Source organism: Streptomyces europaeiscabiei (genome assembly GCF_036346855.1).
Taxonomy (GTDB): domain Bacteria; phylum Actinomycetota; class Actinomycetes; order Streptomycetales; family Streptomycetaceae; genus Streptomyces; species Streptomyces europaeiscabiei.
This window is the reverse complement of record NZ_CP107841.1, coordinates 4079646-4096234: the sequence shown is the minus strand read 5'-3', so window position 1 is coordinate 4096234 and position 16589 is coordinate 4079646. Positions and strand designations below refer to the sequence as shown.

14 protein-coding genes and 1 other RNA gene are annotated in these 16589 nt (G+C 69.2%); 8 read left to right on the top strand and 7 right to left on the bottom strand.

All coding sequences use genetic code 11. From position 1 onward, the window contains the following. The first annotated feature begins 498 nt into the window (after positions 1 to 498). Together prfB and OG858_RS17740 are read left to right on the top strand one after the other, a co-directional pair. Positions 499 to 1605 (top strand): peptide chain release factor 2, encoded by a 1107-nt coding sequence (prfB, locus tag OG858_RS17745; protein ID WP_046708933.1) that lies wholly within the window; start codon positions 499 to 501, stop codon positions 1603 to 1605. A 311-nt stretch (positions 1606 to 1916) separates the two neighbouring features. Beyond that, on the top strand, positions 1917 to 2771 hold the full coding sequence (locus OG858_RS17740) for a hypothetical protein (protein ID WP_328544723.1): 855 nt from the start codon (positions 1917 to 1919) through the stop codon (positions 2769 to 2771). 99 nt (positions 2772 to 2870) lie between these two features. Here OG858_RS17740 and OG858_RS17735 read toward each other — a convergent pair whose 3' ends face one another. After that, positions 2871 to 3062: a hypothetical protein gene (locus tag OG858_RS17735; protein ID WP_037703643.1), complete on the bottom strand. Its 192-nt coding sequence runs from the start codon at positions 3060 to 3062 to the stop codon at positions 2871 to 2873. Between the two features lie 242 nt (positions 3063 to 3304). Between OG858_RS17735 and ftsE the strand changes: the two genes are divergently transcribed. The 5 genes from ftsE (at position 3305) to ssrA (ending at position 7406) form a co-directional block, all read left to right on the top strand. Next, complete coding sequence (ftsE, locus tag OG858_RS17730; protein ID WP_005486827.1) at positions 3305 to 3994, top strand: cell division ATP-binding protein FtsE; 690 nt, start codon at positions 3305 to 3307, stop codon at positions 3992 to 3994. A 35-nt stretch (positions 3995 to 4029) separates the two neighbouring features. After that, positions 4030 to 4947 (top strand): permease-like cell division protein FtsX, encoded by a 918-nt coding sequence (gene ftsX / locus OG858_RS17725; RefSeq protein WP_086749056.1) that lies wholly within the window; start codon positions 4030 to 4032, stop codon positions 4945 to 4947. Between the two features lie 67 nt (positions 4948 to 5014). Then, on the top strand, positions 5015 to 6214 hold the full coding sequence (locus OG858_RS17720) for a S41 family peptidase (RefSeq protein WP_086749055.1): 1200 nt from the start codon (positions 5015 to 5017) through the stop codon (positions 6212 to 6214). 125 nt (positions 6215 to 6339) lie between these two features. Next, a complete protein-coding gene (gene smpB, locus OG858_RS17715) occupies positions 6340 to 6882 on the top strand; it encodes an SsrA-binding protein SmpB (protein WP_086749054.1) in 543 nt (180 codons plus the stop codon). A 121-nt stretch (positions 6883 to 7003) separates the two neighbouring features. Next, positions 7004 to 7406, top strand: a transfer-messenger RNA (tmRNA) gene (ssrA, locus tag OG858_RS17710). A 71-nt stretch (positions 7407 to 7477) separates the two neighbouring features. On the opposite strand, the gene OG858_RS17705 is transcribed toward ssrA, so the two are convergent. The 6 genes from OG858_RS17705 to OG858_RS17680 all read right to left on the bottom strand — a co-directional run bounded on the left by OG858_RS17705 (position 7478) and on the right by OG858_RS17680 (position 15416). Next, the gene (locus tag OG858_RS17705) at positions 7478 to 8491 is read right to left on the bottom strand and encodes a LacI family DNA-binding transcriptional regulator (RefSeq protein ID WP_086749053.1); all 1014 of its coding nucleotides are present in this window, start codon (positions 8489 to 8491) and stop codon (positions 7478 to 7480) included. Continuing rightward, positions 8488 to 10773, bottom strand: a complete 2286-nt coding sequence (gene yicI, locus OG858_RS17700; protein WP_086749052.1) for an alpha-xylosidase — start codon at positions 10771 to 10773, stop codon at positions 8488 to 8490. Before yicI ends, OG858_RS17705 begins: the two co-directional genes overlap by 4 nt. Positions 10774 to 10810: 37 nt before the next feature. Continuing rightward, positions 10811 to 11632 carry a carbohydrate ABC transporter permease gene (locus OG858_RS17695; protein WP_086749051.1) on the bottom strand — a complete coding sequence of 274 codons (822 nt, stop codon included), beginning with the start codon at positions 11630 to 11632 and terminating at the stop codon, positions 10811 to 10813. Next, positions 11629 to 12600, bottom strand: coding sequence for a carbohydrate ABC transporter permease (locus OG858_RS17690; RefSeq protein ID WP_086749050.1), 972 nt, complete (start codon positions 12598 to 12600; stop codon positions 11629 to 11631). Before OG858_RS17690 ends, OG858_RS17695 begins: the two co-directional genes overlap by 4 nt. Beyond that, positions 12597 to 13886 (bottom strand): ABC transporter substrate-binding protein, encoded by a 1290-nt coding sequence (locus OG858_RS17685; protein ID WP_319319576.1) that lies wholly within the window; start codon positions 13884 to 13886, stop codon positions 12597 to 12599. The genes OG858_RS17690 and OG858_RS17685 overlap by 4 nt, the downstream gene beginning before the upstream one ends. Before the next feature lie 108 nt (positions 13887 to 13994). Beyond that, complete coding sequence (locus OG858_RS17680; RefSeq protein WP_327743938.1) at positions 13995 to 15416, bottom strand: MFS transporter; 1422 nt, start codon at positions 15414 to 15416, stop codon at positions 13995 to 13997. 83 nt (positions 15417 to 15499) lie between these two features. Here OG858_RS17680 and OG858_RS17675 point away from each other — a divergent pair, with 83 nt between their 5' ends. Beyond that, entirely contained in the window at positions 15500 to 16474 is a 975-nt protein-coding gene (locus tag OG858_RS17675; protein WP_086754493.1) for a LysR family transcriptional regulator, read from the top strand. Positions 16475 to 16589: the final 115 nt, after the last annotated feature.

Here is a 16589-nt window from a genome sequence, read left to right as displayed (position 1 = left end):
AAGGACTGGGCCTCGCGGGTCCGAAGTCCAGGCCCTGCGGGTTTGAAGACCTGGTTCCGCGGGTTCGAAGTTCAGGTCCTGCGGGTCTGAAGGACCAGGTTCCGCGGGTTCGAAGTTCAGGTCCTGCGGGTTTGAAGACCTGGTTCCGCGGGTTCGAAGTTCAGGTCCTGCGGGTCTGAAGGACCAGGTTCCGCGGGTTCGAAGTCCAGGTCCTGCGGGTTTGAAGACCTGGCGCCGCAGGTTTGAAGACCAGGTCCCGCGGGTTTGAAGACCGGGCGCCGCAGGTCTGAAGACCAGACCCCGCGGGCCTGAAGGACAACGGTCGCGCGGGTCGAAAAGCACGGGGCGCAGCCCCTGCTTCTCAGGGGCGCGGGGAACTGCGCGATCAGCCCCCACGCACCCGCGGCCGAGGAACCCACCCGGCGCCGGCCCCACGGCAAGGGCCCGACGAGGGCGCACCCCGCATGGCCCGCCCGGCGGAGCCGTTAGGCTGGGGGCGTGGCAGTCGTCGATGTATCCGAAGAGCTGAAGTCCCTCTCCTCGACCATGGAGTCGATCGAGGCCGTTTTGGACCTCGACAAGCTGAGGGCAGACATCGCCGTGCTCGAGGAGCAGGCGGCCGCGCCGTCCCTGTGGGACAACCCGGACGAGGCGCAGAAGATCACCAGCAAGCTCTCCCACCTCCAGGCCGAGGTCAGGAAGGCGGAGGCGCTGCGCGGTCGCATCGACGACCTCGGTGTCCTCTTCGAGATGGCCGAGGAGGAGGACGACCCGGACACCCGCGCCGAGGCCGAGTCGGAGCTGACCTCCGTCCGGAAGGCGCTGGACGAGATGGAGGTCCGCACCCTCCTGTCCGGCGAGTACGACTCCCGCGAGGCCCTCGTCAACATCCGCGCCGAGGCCGGTGGCGTCGACGCCGCCGACTTCGCCGAGAAGCTGCAGCGGATGTACCTGCGCTGGGCGGAGCAGAAGGGCTACAAGACCGAGGTGTACGAGACCTCGTACGCGGAGGAGGCGGGCATCAAGTCCACCACCTTCGCCGTGCAGGTGCCGTACGCCTACGGCACGCTCTCCGTCGAGCAGGGCACGCACCGGCTCGTCCGGATCTCGCCGTTCGACAACCAGGGGCGGCGGCAGACCTCCTTCGCCGGTGTCGAGATCCTGCCCGTGGTCGAGACGACGGACCACATCGAGATCGACGAGACCGAGCTGCGGGTGGACGTCTACCGGTCGTCCGGGCCCGGCGGCCAGGGCGTCAACACCACCGACTCCGCGGTGCGGTTGACCCACCTCCCCACCGGCATCGTCGTCTCCTGTCAGAACGAGCGGTCGCAGATCCAGAACAAGGCGTCCGCGATGAACGTTCTCCAGGCGAAGCTCCTCGACCGGCGCCGGCAGGAGGAGCAGGCCAAGATGGACGCCCTCAAGGGCGACGGCGGCAACTCCTGGGGCAACCAGATGCGTTCGTACGTCCTGCACCCGTACCAGATGGTCAAGGACCTCCGCACCGACCACGAAGTCGGCAACCCCGAGGCCGTGTTCAACGGCGAGATCGACGGCTTCCTGGAGGCCGGAATTCGCTGGCGCAAGCAGCAGGAGAAGTAGAGCGGCCCAATTCAGCGCTTTGTCGACAAGGCAACCGCCTTCCAATGGAAGGCGGTTGCCTTGTCTGTGCGGGGATGTCTGGGTCTTACGTCACACTCACATGTCGTTGCCGGGGTCAAATGCGGTGAACGGGACATCGCGTACGCAACGACCTTGACGTTGCTGCGAAAACTGGGAAGGCTGGCGCATGGCATGCGCATTACTGGGGCGCATGTGAACCGGGGGACTTCGACCCAACCGACTGCTCCCGTTGATCGCGGCCCCGGGCGCTCTGCTCCATTCACTGATGAGCTACTGGGGGTAGCAGCCATATGACGAAGAAGACACGGATCCGCGTTGCGCGAATAGCCGCGGGTGCCGTGATCGCCGCTGGCGCGTCACTGACCGCCGCGGGTGCCGCTTCCGCGCTGGACCTCGGCGTCGGTGTCGGTGTCAGCACCGACGACGGCGGTTCGGTCGAAGCTGATGTCTCGGTCCAGACCGGCAACGACACCGAGGGCACCAGCATCGGTGTGACCGAGGGTTCTACGACCACCGGTACCACCACCACGACGAGCACGACGGGTGACCCCACCACGACGAGCACGACGGGTGACCCCACCACGACGAGCACGACGGGTGACCCCACCACGACGAGCACGACGGGTGACCCCACCACGACGAGCACGACGGGTGACCCCACCACGACGAGCACGACCGGTGACCCCACCACGACGAGCACGACCGGTGACCCCACCACGACGAGCACGACCGGTGACCCCACCACGACGAGCACGACCGGTGACCCCACCACGACTGGTAACGCCAACAGCACTGGTAACGCCAACAGCACCGGCAACGCCAACAGCACCGGCAACGCCAACAGCACCAGCACGACCGGTGACGCCAGCAGCACGGGCGGCAACAGCACCACCGGCGGTGACACCTCCGGTGGCACCGACCCCGACGGCGGCGGCAACGACGCGGTCGTCCAGGAGGAGGGCTCCTCGGCCCTCACGGACACCGGCTCGGAGACCGAGGCCCAGGGCGCCGGCAGCGGCGAGCTGGCCGAGACCGGCGCCACCGAGACCACGTTCCTGCTGGTCGGCGCCGCCACCATGATCGCCGGCGGTATCGGCTTCCGTCTGCTGCCGCGCCTGATGGACGGCCGCGGCGCCACCGCCTGACCGTTCGCGATCAGGCACAGCCACACACAGACGTACGACGAAGGCCCGGGGCAGCCAGCCCCGGGCCTTCGTCGTTCTTCGTCGTACGTCTGAGCCGCTCTATGCCGTCTGATGCGCCAGCAGCGCCACCGCCGCTATCAGGATCGCCAGGAGGGCGATCAGGGTCACGGGGCTCAGGTTCGCGAAGGGGTTCTCCTGCTGGAGCCGCTCGCGGCTGGCCCGGCACACATGACAGCGGCCCTCGGCGACGGGGGACGCGCAGTTCGCGCACACCAACCGGTCGTACGTCATGCGCCTCGCCCTCCTTGCAATGGCCTCACACATACCTCAACGCTTCGTGGAACCGGACCGTTCCTCCACACCACTGTGCCAGGTTCCTCCGGAGGTTGCGCGGGGGCCTCGGAAAGGGGAGGGTCGCCCCATGTCGCGCGGCTGCGGGCCGGTGGGGGCTTGTCGCGCAGTTCCCCGCGCCTCTTGGCGGGCCGGGGACGGTACAGTCTCGTCATCCATTCCCGACGGCTTGTGGTGCATCCGTGATCCGATTCGACAACGTGTCCAAGGTCTACCCCAAGCAGACCCGCCCCGCACTCAGGGATGTGTCCCTGGAGGTCGAGAAGGGCGAGTTCGTGTTCCTCGTGGGGTCATCCGGCTCCGGAAAGTCCACCTTCCTGCGGTTGATCCTCCGGGAGGAGCGGTGCAGCCAGGGACAGGTGCACGTCCTGGGCAAAGATCTCGCGCGCCTGTCCAACTGGAAGGTGCCGCAGATGCGCCGCCAGCTCGGGACGGTGTTCCAGGACTTCCGGCTGCTGCCGAACAAGACGGTCGGCGAGAACGTCGCCTTCGCCCAGGAGGTCATCGGCAAGTCGCGCGGCGAGATCCGCAAGTCCGTGCCGCAGGTGCTGGAACTGGTCGGTCTCGGCGGCAAGGAGGAGCGCAGGCCCGGCGAGCTGTCCGGTGGCGAGCAGCAGCGTGTGGCCATCGCGCGGGCCTTCGTGAACCGGCCCAAGCTCCTCATCGCGGACGAGCCCACCGGCAACCTCGACCCGCAGACCTCCGTCGGCATCATGAAGCTGCTCGACCGGATCAACCGGACGGGCACCACCGTGGTGATGGCCACCCACGACCAGAACATCGTGGACCAGATGCGCAAGCGCGTCATCGAGCTGGAGAAGGGCCGCCTCGTCCGCGACCAGGCACGCGGCGTCTACGGCTACCAGCACTGACCGCCCCAGTCCACGGAAAGGCTTAGCGGAACGCCATGCGCGCCCAGTTCGTCCTGTCGGAGATCGGTGTCGGTCTCCGCCGCAACCTCACGATGACCTTCGCGGTCATCGTCTCCGTCGCCCTCTCCCTCGCCCTGTTCGGCGGATCGCTGCTGATGAGCGACCAGGTCAGCCAGATGAAGGGCTACTGGTACGACAAGGTCAACGTGTCGGTCTTCCTCTGCAACAAGAGCGACGCGGAGTCCGACCCCAACTGCGCCAAGGGCGCCGTCACGACCCAGCAGAAGAACCAGATCAAATCTGATCTGAACAAGATGGGGGTCGTCGAGAACGTCGAGCACGAGTCGCAGGACGAGGCGTACAAGCACTACAAGGAGCAGTTCGGCGACTCGCCCCTGGCCAGCAGCCTCACGCCGGACCAGATGCAGGAGTCGTACCGCATCAAGCTCAAGGACCCGGAGAAGTACCAGGTCATCGCGAGCGCCTTCAACGGCCGTGACGGCGTGCAGTCGGTGCAGGACCAGAAGGGCATCCTGGACAACCTGTTCCGGCTCCTCGGGTACCTGAACCTGGCGGCGCGCGGAGTGATGGCGGTCATGCTGATCGTGGCGCTGCTGCTGATCGTCAACACGGTGCGTGTCTCGGCGTTCAGCCGTCGCCGTGAGATCGGGATCATGCGGCTCGTGGGGGCCTCGGGCTTCTACATCCAGGCGCCGTTCATCATGGAGGCCGCGGTCGCCGGGATCATCGGCGGCGTGGTCGCCTGCGCCTTCCTGGCACTCGGCCAGTACTTCGTGATCGACAACGGAGTGGCACTGTCCCAGAACCTGCCATTGATCAATTTCGTCGGCTGGGACGCCGTCCTCGTCAAGCTGCCGCTCATTCTCACCGTGAGCTTCCTGATGCCGGCGCTTGCCGCGTTCGTCGCGCTGCGCAAGTACCTGAAGGTGTGACGCATGCCCCTGGGGCCGTACCGGCGAGCGCCGGTGCGGCCCTTCGCGTTGTCCTAGACTCGCCGACATGTCAGGCCGCGACCTGTTCTCCCAGCCCCGCCGCATCGGCCGCGGGGCCGCCCTGACATTGGTCTTCGCGAGTGTGCTCGCGGCGGGCGCCGCGACCGGCTGCTTCGACGATCCGCGCGGCGGGACGACGGCCGTCGCCAACCCCTCCCGCTCCGCCCCGGCCGACAGGGAGCAGGACGTCGCCGACGCGGCCGCCGAGGCCATGGCCGAGGGCGAGTCCCCCGTGGAGGCCGCCGAGCGGGCCGTCAGCCGCAGCGGAGACCGGTGGGGCGCCGTCTACTCCGAGGGCGAGTACGAGCAGTTCGAGGAGGCCCTCGACGGCGAGTACACCGGCGTCGGCCTCTGGGCCCGGCTGCGGCGGGACGGCCGTATCGAGGTGGCCCGGGTGCAGGACGGCTCGCCCGCGGCGGGCGCCGGGATCCGCGCGGGCGACCGGCTCGTCGGCGTCGACGGGGAGAAGGTCGACGGGCGCCCGGTCACCGAGGTCGTCTCCTTACTCCGCGGCGACGCGATCGACGAGGGGGCCGGGAACACCGGCACCCCCGAGAGCGCGGCCGCCGGTACGAAGGTGTCGCTGGAGCTGCGGCGCGGCACCCGGACATGGCACGAGACCCTGCGCAGGGCCCGTCTCTCCACCGAGGACGTGACCGTGAGCCGCACCGCCGGCGGGGTCAGCGTCATCACGGTCGACGCGTTCACCAAGGGCTCCGGCGACGTCGTACGAGCCGCCGTGGAGCAGTCCTCCGACGCCGCGGGCTTCGTCCTCGACCTCCGCGGCAACTCCGGCGGCCTGGTCTCCGAGGCCGTCACCGCCGCCTCCGCCTTCCTCGACGGCGGCCTCGTCGCCACCTACGACGTCAACGGCGAGCAGCGGGCCCTGCACGCCGAGCCGGGCGGCGACACCACCAGACCCCTGGTCGCGCTCGTCGACGGCGGCACGATGAGCGCGGCCGAGCTGCTCACGGGAGCCCTCCAGGACCGGGGCCGTGCGGTGGTCGTGGGCTCCCGCACCTTCGGCAAGGGCTCGGTGCAGATGCCGAGCCGCCTCCCCGACGGATCCGTCGCCGAACTGACCGTCGGCCACTACCGCACCCCCTCCGGCCGGGGCGTCGACGGCAGCGGCATCACGCCCGACCTGGAGGCGGACGAGGACGCCCTGCAGCGGGCCGAGACGGTGCTCAGCGGCCTCGGGCAGTAGCCGCCTCCGCCGCCTCGCGCGCTCCTGCCCGCCTCCCTCGCGTTCCCCCGGTCGCCGCTCCCGTTAATCGGCTTCCCGTTGACCCCCCGCGTAGTGCGAAAATGGGCGGCACTATGAGCAAGGGAATGTACGTACCGAAGGAGTCCCAGCCCAAGCAGGGCGGGACGGCCGCCAAGGGCCGGGACGGCGAGAAGGGCGGCAAGCGCAAGATCGTCGCCCAGAACAAGAAGGCCCGGCACGACTACGCGATCATCGACACCTACGAGGCCGGGCTGGTCCTCACCGGGACCGAGGTCAAGTCGCTGCGCGAGGGCCGGACCTCGCTGGCCGACGGCTTCGTCCAGATCGACCGGGGTGAGGCGTGGCTGCACAACGCCCACATCCCCGAGTACCACCAGGGCAGCTGGACCAACCACTCCGCGCGCCGCAAGCGGAAGCTGCTGCTGCACCGCGAGGAGATCGACAAGCTGGAGTCCAAGGCGCAGGAGACCGGCCACACGATCATCCCTCTCGCGCTGTACTTCAAGGACGGCCGGGCGAAGGCGGAGATCGCTCTCGCGCGGGGCAAGAAGGAGTACGACAAGCGGCAGACGCTGCGGGAGCAGCAGGACCGGCGGGAGTCGGACCGCGCGATCGCGGCGGCGAAGCGGAAGCAGCGCGACGCGTAGCCACGGGGAATACGGTGGCACGCGCTCGCGTTGGTCACGTACGATGGCACTGCACCTCACAGCGGGTGCGACAAGTCCTCCTCGGGGGACTCCTCCTCGGAGGACATTGAAAAAACAACATGGGGATGATCGGTTTCGACAGCGGATGTCGAAGCAGGGGAAGCGTGTCGAGGAAGCGGCCACGATCTCGTAAACCACAGGCCGAAAAAAATAATCGCCAATTCCAACAGCGATTCTCCCAAGCAGCAGTTCTCTCTCGCCGCCTGATCTCAGGTAGCGAAGCGACTGCTCCTTACTAAAGGGAGTGTCAGCCCGGGGGTGTTCCCGACCCGGATCCTGGCATCAGCTAGGGGACTAAACCTTGATCCCGGTCACGGGGTGAAGAGGGAAATCTAACAGTGACTGAGCCCGTCGGCGACTTGTTCGCGTGATCGCCGGGGCTGAGAAAATCACAGCGAACTGCACACGGAGAAGCCCTGATTCCTCACCGTTGGACGCGGGTTCGATTCCCGCCATCTCCACAATTCCCATGTGGGCGAAAGCCCCGCTGCGACACAGCAGCGGGGCTTTCGTCATTTCCTGACCCCGTATGCGTTCACCCCGTCACCCGGCGGGACGTGCTCGCCCGGACGGTCAGGCGGGGCGGCAGCAGGGTGGCCTCGGGTACGGGGGCGCCGGCCAGCTTCTTCATCAGGAGGGCGACCGCCTGTTCGCCCACCTCGGCCGCCGGGATGGCGATCGACGTGAGGGGGACGCGGAGGTTCGCGGCGAGCTCGTCCGGGCAGAGGGCGGTGACCGAGAGGTCGGCCGGGACGCGGAGACCGAGGTGTTCGAAGGCGTCGACGAGGGGGTCCAGGATCGCCTCGTTGTGGACGACCACGCCCGTGAGGGCCGGTTGTTCGCGCAGCAGACGTTCCGCCACGGCTCGGGCGGCCGCGGGGGTGGCCTCGCACGGGTGGACCGTGGAGGACATGCCGTTGCGGGTGGCGGCCGAGGTGAAACCCTGGACGACGCGCTGGGCGAAGGAGGTCTGGCGGACGTAGACCTCGGGCGGCGAGCCGATCAGGCCCACGACCCGGTGCCCCAGGCCGGCCAGATGCTCCACGCACAGCTCGCCCGCCGTCCTGAAGTCCAGGTCGATGCAGGTCAGGCCGGAGGGGTCGGCGGGGAAGCCGATCAGTACCGACGGGCGGTCCAGGGTTCGCAGCAACGGCAGCCTGGGGTCGTGGAGTTGGACGTCCATCACGATCAACGCGTCCACCAGTGCCGTGTCCGCCACCCGCCGCAGGCCCTCCTCGCCCTCCTCCTGCGTCAGCAGCAGCACGTCGTGGTCGTGCGCGCGGGCCGTCGTGACCGCCGAGACCGCGAACTGCATGACCACCGGCACATTGATCCCGGCCCGTAACGGCACCACCATCGCCAGCACGTTCGACTTGCTGCTGGCCAGAGCCCGGGCGCCCGCGTGCGGACGGTAACCCAGCTCGCGGATGGACGCCTCGACCCGCTCCCGCGTCTCCGCCGAGATCGGCCGCTTGCCGCTCAGGGCGTACGAGACGGTGCTGGGGGAGACGCCCGCGTGCCGGGCCACGTCCGTGATCTTCACCGTCACACCGACCTCGTTCCCTGGGAATCCGACTCCCCGTCCAGGTCCATCGTCAGAAAGCCCGTGCCCGCCTCCGCCCGGACCTCCCGGTCACCGGCCGCGAGCCCCCACGGCGCCCTCGGATCGCCGCACGACGCCCGCAGCACCTTGCCCTCCCGTACGACGGTGAAGGTCACGTCGCCCACCGGCACGGTGACCTGGGCCCCGTGTTCGAGGCCGTACGCGTGCAGCGTGACCCCGTCTGCGTGGTCGTAGTCCGGGCGGTCCGTCACCGCGCCGACCGGGACGACCGTGCCCGGACGGACCAGGAGCGGCACGCTTCTGAAGTCGTGCCGTTCACGGACCCAGCGGGGGCCGGTGACCGTGCCGCCGGTCGGGAAGCGGGTCCAGGTGCCCTCGGGGACGTAGTACGTGACGTCACCCTCGTCGCTGAAGACGGGGGCCACGAGGAGGTCGGGGCCGAGCATGTACTGGCGTTCCAGATGCGCGCAGCCGGGGTCGTCCGGGAACTCCAGCACCATCGCGCGCATCATCGGGACACCCTCGGTGTGGGCGGTGCGCGCGGCCTCGTGGAGGTAGGGCATCAGGCTGAGCTTCAGGCGGGTGAACTTCCGCAGGACGTCCACCGATTCGTCGTCGAAGAGCCAGGGGACCCGGTACGACGACGAGCCGTGCAGTCGGCTGTGGGAGGACAGGAGGCCGAAGGCGATCCACCGCTTGAAGAGCGCGGGGGTCGGGGTGCCCTCGAAGCCGCCGATGTCATGGCTCCAGTACCCGAAGCCCGACAGCCCCAGCGACAGCCCGCCCCGCAGCGACTCGGCCATCGCCTCGTACGTCGACTCGCAGTCGCCGCCCCAGTGGACGGGGAAGCGCTGGCTGCCGACCGTCGCCGAGCGGGCGAAGAGCACCGCCTCGCCCTCGCCCCGGTGTTTGCGCAGGACGTCGAAGACCGTGCGGTTGTAGAGGTAGGTGTAGTAGTTGTGCATCCGCTCCGGGTCCGTGCCGTCGGACCAGGTCACGTCCAGGGGGACCCGCTCGCCGAAGTCGGTCTTGAAGCAGTCGACGCCCTGGGCGAGCAGCGCCTCCAGCTTCGACGCATACCACTCGCGGGCCGCCGGGCTGGTGAAGTCGACCAGGGCCATGCCGGGCTGCCAGAGGTCCCACTGCCAGACGCTGCCGTCGGGTCTGCGGAGCAGATGGCCGAGCGCCCTGCCCTCCGCGAAGAGCGGGGAGCGCTGGGCGATGTACGGGTTGATCCACACGGAGATGCGCAGGCCGCGGCGTTTGAGGCGGGCCAGCATGCCTTCCGGGTCCGGGAAGACCCGGGGGTCCCACTCGAAGTCGCACCACTGGAACTCGCGCATCCAGAAACAGTCGAAGTGGAAGACGGAGAGGGGCAGCCGCCGCTCCCGCATGCCCTCGATGAAGGAGGTCACCGTCTCCTCGTCGTAGGAGGTGGTGAAGGAGGTCGACAGCCAGAGACCGAACGACCAGGCGGGCGGGAGAGCCGGGCGGCCGGTGAGGGCCGTGTACTTGCGGAGGATGTCCTTCGGGGTCGGGCCGTAGATGACGTAGTACGTCAACTGCTGCGTCTCCGCGCTGAACTGGACCCTCGACACGACCTCCGAGGCGACCTCGAAGGACACCTTGCCGGGGTGGTCGACGAAGACGCCGTAGCCCGCGTCGGTGAGGTAGAACGGCACGTTCTTGTAGGCCTGTTCGGTGGCCGTGCCGCCGTCGGCGTTCCAGACGTCGACGACCTGGCCGTTCTTGACGAGCGGGCCGAAGCGTTCGCCGAGGCCGTACACCGAGGTGCCGACGCCCAGGTTGAGCTGCTCGCGGAGGTAGTGGGCGCCGGACGCCTCGCGCATGATGCCCATCGACTTGGGGCCGCTGGTGGTGAGGGTGCGGCCGTGGGCGAGGAAGTCGACGTGCCAGGGGCCGGTGCGGGACACGCGGACCGACAGCTCTCCGGCGGTGAGGGTGGCGTGCTCGTCGTCGTAGGAGGTGTGGGGGGTGAACTCATCGCTCGTCAGCTCGAACCGAGGGCCGCGTGGCCGTTCGCCCTCGAAGTGGGTGAACGTGACGCCGATGACGTCGGGCATCGGGGCGTGGGCGCTGATCGTCACGACCGGTCCCTTCAGCAGGTCGCCGCGGTGGCGGATGGGCTGGGTCGGGGCGTGGACCTCCAGGGCGCCGCCGTCCGTGGCGGTGACGTCGAGGACCTCGACCGGGTGGGCCGCGGTGACGCCCTCGCGGAGCAGCCAGTAGCCGTCGGTGAACTTCATGTGGGGGGTCTCCTTACGTCACGGCCTGCTTCACGGCTCACTTCACGGCTCCCACGGCGATGCCGCGGGTGAGCGTGCGCTGGAAGAGGAGGAAGAACACGAGAGCGGGGAGCAGGCCGAGCAGGGCCGCCGCGTTGGTCATCGTGGCGTCCATCAGACGCTGGCCCTGGAGGACGCCCAGGGCCACCGACACGGTCTGGTTGTCGTTGGAGATCAGCATGACGAGGGGGAGCAGGAACTCGTTCCAGGTCCAGATGAAGAAGAAGACCAGCAGCACGCCGAGAGTGGGGCGGCTGACGGGGACGACGATCCGCCACAGGATCTGCCACCTGTTCGCACCGTCGATCCGGGCCGCCTCGACGATCTCGCGGGGGAACCGACCGAGGACGGCGGAGAGGAGGTAGGTGCCGAAGGCCGCCTGGACGACCGTGAAGACGATGACCACGCTGAGGCGGGTGTCGTACAGGCCGGCTTCCTTGGAGAGGAAGTACACCGGGTAGACCAGCGCCTCCTGAGGCAGCATGTTCGCCAGCACGAAGAAGGCCAGGATCCAGGTACGGCCCCGCAGCCGGCCGATGCCGATCGCGTACGCGTTGAGCACCGACAGGACGACGGCCAGCACCGCCACCGAGCCGCTGATCAGCACGGAGTTGAACAGCTTTCGGCTGTAGTCGACCCGCTCCCAGAAGTCCTTCAGCCCGTCGAGGTAGAGGCCGTCGGGGAGACTGAGCGGGCCGCCCCGGGAGTACTCCGCCGGGGACTTCACCGCGTTCACGGCCACGATCAGAAACGGGACGATCATGAAGAGGGCGGCGACGCAGAGGGCCACGAGGACCGGGTAGCGGCGGACGGCGGTCATACGCGGGTCCCTTCCTCGGCGTCCTCGGCGCGCGTCTGGAGCCTCAGACCGATCAGGGCCAGGGCGAGGACGATCACGGTCAGGACGGTGGAGATCGCGGCGCCGTAGCCGACCTGGGTCTTCTCGAAGAACGTGGTGAAGGAGAAGTAGGACGGGACGTCGGTGGCGCCGCCGGGGCCGCCCTTCGTCAGGACGTACACCGCGCCGAACACCTTGAGCGCGGCGATCGTGCACCACAGCAGGACGACATGGATCTCGGGCCGGATCTGCGGCAGTGTGATGTGGCGGAAACGGCGCCACCAGCCGGCGCCGTCCAGCTCGGCGGCCTCGTACAGGGCCGGGTCGACGCGTTGCAGCCCCGCCATGAAGACGACCAGCGGGAAGCCGAGCTGCACCCACACCATCACGGCCATGACGGTGTAGAGGGCGAGGTCGGGGTCGCCGAGCCAGTCCTGCTGCCATCCGCTCAGACCGACCGTCTTCAGCAGTTCGTTCAGGGAGCCGTTCTCGGGGGCGAGGATCCAGCTCCAGACGATGCCCGCGACCGCGATCGGCAGCACCTGGGGGAGGTAGAAGCAGGCGCGCAGCACGGCGGTGACCCGGCTGCCGAAGTGCTTGCCGACGAAGTCGAACAGGGCGGCGGCCAGGACCAGTCCGAGCGCGGTCGGTACGGCCGCCATGGCGACCACCATGAACAGGCTGTGCCGGAACGACGCCCAGAAGGCCGAGTCGCCCAGCAGCTCCCGGTAGTTGGCGAGGCCGGACCACTCCGGGGTGCCGACTCCCTGCCAGTCGGTGAAGCTCACCCCCGTGTTCATCAGGAACGGGACGATGACGACGGCGAAGAAGGCGAGGGCGCCGGGGAGGAGGAACAGCGCGTAGGAGTCACGGGGGCCGCGGGGGTGGCGTGTGCGGCCGGTGCGCCCCTCCTTGCCGACCGCGGCCCCTCTCTCCACGGTCACCGTCATCGCTCCGGTACGTCCTTCTCGTACGCCTTCCCGATCGCGTCCAGGTACGCGTCCGGGTCCGCACTGCCGGTGATCAGCTTCTGGGTCTCGGAGACGAGGACGTCGTAGAAGCCGGGGACGGGCCAGTCGGGATAGAAGGCCAGGCCGTCCTTCTCGGAGAGGGCGTTGAAGTCGGCGATCAGCTTCTTGGCCTGTGGATCGGTGATGGCGGCCGGGTCCGCGGCCACCGGGACCCCGCCCTTGTCGCCGAGCAGGTTCTGGATCTTCTCCGACATGGTGATGTCGATGAAGTCGTAGGCGAGTTCCTTGTTCTTCGCGCCCTTCGGGACGACCCAGAGGTTGCCGCCGGAGCCGAGGGTGAGGTTGGTGTCCGGCCACAGGAACGTGCCCCAGTCGAACTGGTTCTCCGCCTTGAACCGGCCGTACCACCAGCTCCCCGAGAACAGGATCGGCGCCTTGCCCTGGATGAAGGAGACGCCCGCGTCCTCGGCCTTCGTCCCGGTCGACTTCTCGCTGATGTATCCCTTCTCCACCCACTCGGCCAAGGTCTCCGCCCCGTACGTCCACGCGGCGTCATGGAAGTCGGCCTCGCCCTTGTACAGCTCGTAGGAGTCCACCCAGGCGCGGTCCGCCTTGCTCAGCGCCAGCTGGTACAGGTACTGCTGCGCCACGTACTCGGCGCCGGCGTTGGCGAGTGGCGTGATGCCCGCGTCGACGAACTCGTCCATGGCGGCCGTGAGTTCGGCGAGGGTGGTGGGCTCGGCGATGCCGTGCTTGTCGAAGAGCTCCTTGTTGTAGAAGACCATCGTGTACTCGGCGTAGTTCGGCACGCCGTACCACTTGCCGGAGCCCATGACGCCGTCGGCGTCGTACTGGCTGGTGGTACGGACGCCCGCGCTGAGCTTCTTGTCCCAGCCGCGCTCGCTCACCTCCGGCGTGAGGTCGGTGAGAAGACCCTGCTTGGAGAGGAGTCCGGCGGTCGCGTTGCCCTTGTTGTACTCCATGAGGTCGGGCGCGTCGGAGGAGTTGAGGACCATCGGGGCGGTCTTGCGGATCTGTTCGAAGCCCTTCTCCTCGAACTCGACCTCGACACCCGGGTGGGTCTTCTCGAACTCCTCGATCGCCGCGTTCCAGGCCACGCCCATCGCGCTGTCGGGGCCCTCGTAGTGCCAGAGGCGGAGGGTCCCGCCGTCGTCGCCGCTCTCCGAACCGCCGCAGGAGGTCAGGAGCAGGGCTCCGCCGAGAGCCGCCGCAGCCGCTGCCGTACGCCTTCGTGCCGTCAACATCCAGTGCCTCCGGGGGAGTCGGATGGATCGTCGAAAGGTGTAGTCGAATCGCTTCGATGACCGACGTCGAAGCGCTTCGACGGAAGGTATGGGCGGGCTGCGGGTGCGTCAATGGGGCGGACGGGAATTCGTGCGATGTTCGGATCGTCGAACACCGGGGCGTACGGTCGGGCGCTGCGCCGAGGCGATCAGGAGTGCCGAGGCCGCCGCGGCCACCGGCACCGCGAAGCCCGCCGTGCCGGTTCCCGGCATGTGCTCCGCGACCCAGCCGCCCAGCGCCGATCCGCCCGCTATGCCGCCGAGCAGGCCGGTGACGGCGAGGGTCATGCCCTCGTTCAACCGGCCTGCGGGGGTGCGGTGCTGGACGAGGGCCATGGCGGTGACCATCGTGGGGGCGGTGGCCATGCCGGCGAGGAGGAGGGCCGGGGCGAGAAGCAGGAGGGAGCCGGTGGCCGTGGCGGTGAGCCAGGGGAGGGCCATCAGGGCGGTCATCGCGGCCAGGCAGCGGCGGAACCGGCGTGGCGCTGGGCCCGTCACGCGCAGGGCGCCGTAGGCGAGCCCCGCCACGCAGGAGCCGGCCGCCTGGAGGCCGAGGATCACGCCGGCCGCCGAGACGTGGCCCCGGGCGTCCGCGTAGGCGATGGTGACGACCTCCAGGGAGCCGAAGACCGCGCCGGTGGCGAGGAAGACGGCGAGGAGGGGCGGGATGCCGGGGCTGCGGAGGGGGGACCTCGCGGTCGTCCGGCCGGTGGGGGGCGGTTCCGTGGTGCGCTGGGCGGCGAAGAGCAGTACGCCGGTCATGCAGAGGACGGCGCCGACGAGGGTGCCGGCCTCGGGGAACAGGGTGGTGCAGAGGAAGGCCGCGAGGACCGGGCCGAGCATGAAGCAGAGTTCGTCCGCCGCCTGTTCGAAGGAGTTGGCGGTGTGCAGGGCCGCCGGGTCGTCCTTCAGGAGGTGGGCCCAGCGGGCTCGGGACATGCCGCCCGTGTTGGGGACCGTGGCGGTGGCGGCGTAGGAGACGAAGAGGGTCCAGGCGGGGGCGTTCCAGTGGGCGCAGGCGATCAGGGAGAGGTTGCCGAGGGACGCGAGGGCGGTGGCGGGGACGGCGATCCTGGCCTGTCCGTAACGGTCCACCAGGCGGGCGGTCCAGGGGGCGACCAGGGCGGTGGCGGCGAGGCCGGTGGCGACCACCGCGCCGGCCAGGGCGTAGGAGTCCCGGGAGGCGGCGATCATGAGGATCGCGCTGACGCTGAACATGCCCATGGGGAGGCGGGCTATGAGGTTGCCGAGGGTGAAGGCTCGGGCGCCGGGGGTCAGGAAGAGGGTGCGGTAGGGGCCGCGGGTGCCGTCGGTCCGGAACAGGGTGCGGTAGGGGGTAGGGGCGCGTGAGGGGGTGGGGGTGCGGGTTCGTCGGCGGGTGCGGGTCGGTTGTGGCTGGTCGCGCGGTTCCCCGCGACCCTGAAGGGCAGGGGCTGCGCCCCTTGGGCGGGGTCTTGAGGAGTGGGCCCTTTCGGGCGGGGGAGTGGGCATGCCCTTACGGTCGCCCGGCCCCTGATCCACCGTCCAACACCTACTCCGTGGCCATTCACGCACCCCGGTTGTAAGTTCGCCGGATGTCCGCTGCCGCCCAGGCCATCGATCCCCGCCTCCTCCGTGCCTTCCTCGCCGTCGCCGAAGAGCTGCACTTCACCCGGGCCGCTGCTCGGCTGTATGTCGCCCAGCAGGCCCTCAGCCGGGATGTCCGGCGGCTGGAGCGGGAGTTGGGGGTGGAGCTGTTTCTGCGGAGTACCCGGCAGGTGGCGTTGACGGGGGAAGGGGAGCGACTGGTGCCTCATGCACGGCGCGTGCTGGAGGCACAGGAGGAGTTGGTGGCGGCGTTCCGGCCGGTGCGGCCCCTGTTGGTGGATCTGAATTCGCCGGGACTGGCCACGGGGGCGCGGGTGCTGCGCCGGGCCCGGGAGATCGTGCCGGAGCTGGAGCTGATGGCGCGGTACGAGAGCGGGCTGACCCATGCGGCGGCAGAGATCCTCGCGGGGCGGCTGGACGTGTCGTTCGGGAGGTTCGCGGGGCTCGAACCGGCGGTGCGGGCGCGGCTCGCACAGCAGCCGGTGCGGTACGAGCCGATGACGGTGATCCTGCCCGAGGATCACCGGCTGGCCGGGCTGGACGCCGTACCACTGGCGGAACTCGCGGGTGAGCGGGTGTACGCGGGCGCGGGGAATCCGCGTACGCCGGAGTGGACGGAGCTCGCGCGGCGGCTGTTCGAGGGGCGGGGGATCGAGGTCGCGGCGCCCGCCCCGCTGGCCGTGGGAGAGGAGGAGTTCCAGCGGATCATGGCCAGGACGAGGTCACCGGTGCTGGCGGTGGTGGACTTCCCGTCCATGCCCGGCACGGTGGCGCGGCCGCTCGTCGACCCCGTACCGCTGTCGCCCGTCTCGCTGGTGTGGCGGAAGGGGTTCGCGCATCCGGGGCTCGACGCGTTGCGGCGGGCCGCCGCCGAGTTGGCGGGGGCGGAAGTATGGCTGTCATATCAGGAGGACGGGTGGATTCCGGTCACAGATGCACTCATCATGATGACCTTCACCTGACATCACACACATATACATCTCTCCCACCCCTACATTCGGGGCCCGGGTGTGTGTGATGGGCGGGGCGCCCCGGATCGGGTGGGGGTCCGGTCCGGTACAGGAAAGTGCGACAGTC

What these genes read in the sequence shown, in the direction of transcription:
- OG858_RS17740 (WP_328544723.1), top strand. Translation starts at nt 1,917, where the DNA reads ATGACGAAGAAGACACGGATCCGCGTTGCGCGAATAGCCGCGGGTGCC.
- OG858_RS17735 (WP_037703643.1), bottom strand. Translation starts at nt 3,062, where the DNA reads ATGACGTACGACCGGTTGGTGTGCGCGAACTGCGCGTCCCCCGTCGCC.
- ftsX (WP_086749056.1), top strand. Translation starts at nt 4,030, where the DNA reads ATGCGCGCCCAGTTCGTCCTGTCGGAGATCGGTGTCGGTCTCCGCCGC.
- OG858_RS17720 (WP_086749055.1), top strand. Translation starts at nt 5,015, where the DNA reads ATGTCAGGCCGCGACCTGTTCTCCCAGCCCCGCCGCATCGGCCGCGGG.
- smpB (WP_086749054.1), top strand. Translation starts at nt 6,340, where the DNA reads ATGTACGTACCGAAGGAGTCCCAGCCCAAGCAGGGCGGGACGGCCGCC.
- yicI (WP_086749052.1), bottom strand. Translation starts at nt 10,773, where the DNA reads ATGAAGTTCACCGACGGCTACTGGCTGCTCCGCGAGGGCGTCACCGCG.
- OG858_RS17695 (WP_086749051.1), bottom strand. Translation starts at nt 11,632, where the DNA reads ATGACCGCCGTCCGCCGCTACCCGGTCCTCGTGGCCCTCTGCGTCGCC.
- OG858_RS17690 (WP_086749050.1), bottom strand. Translation starts at nt 12,600, where the DNA reads ATGACGGTGACCGTGGAGAGAGGGGCCGCGGTCGGCAAGGAGGGGCGC.
- OG858_RS17685 (WP_319319576.1), bottom strand. Translation starts at nt 13,886, where the DNA reads ATGTTGACGGCACGAAGGCGTACGGCAGCGGCTGCGGCGGCTCTCGGC.
- OG858_RS17680 (WP_327743938.1), bottom strand. Translation starts at nt 15,416, where the DNA reads ATGCCCACTCCCCCGCCCGAAAGGGCCCACTCCTCAAGACCCCGCCCA.
- OG858_RS17675 (WP_086754493.1), top strand. Translation starts at nt 15,500, where the DNA reads ATGTCCGCTGCCGCCCAGGCCATCGATCCCCGCCTCCTCCGTGCCTTC.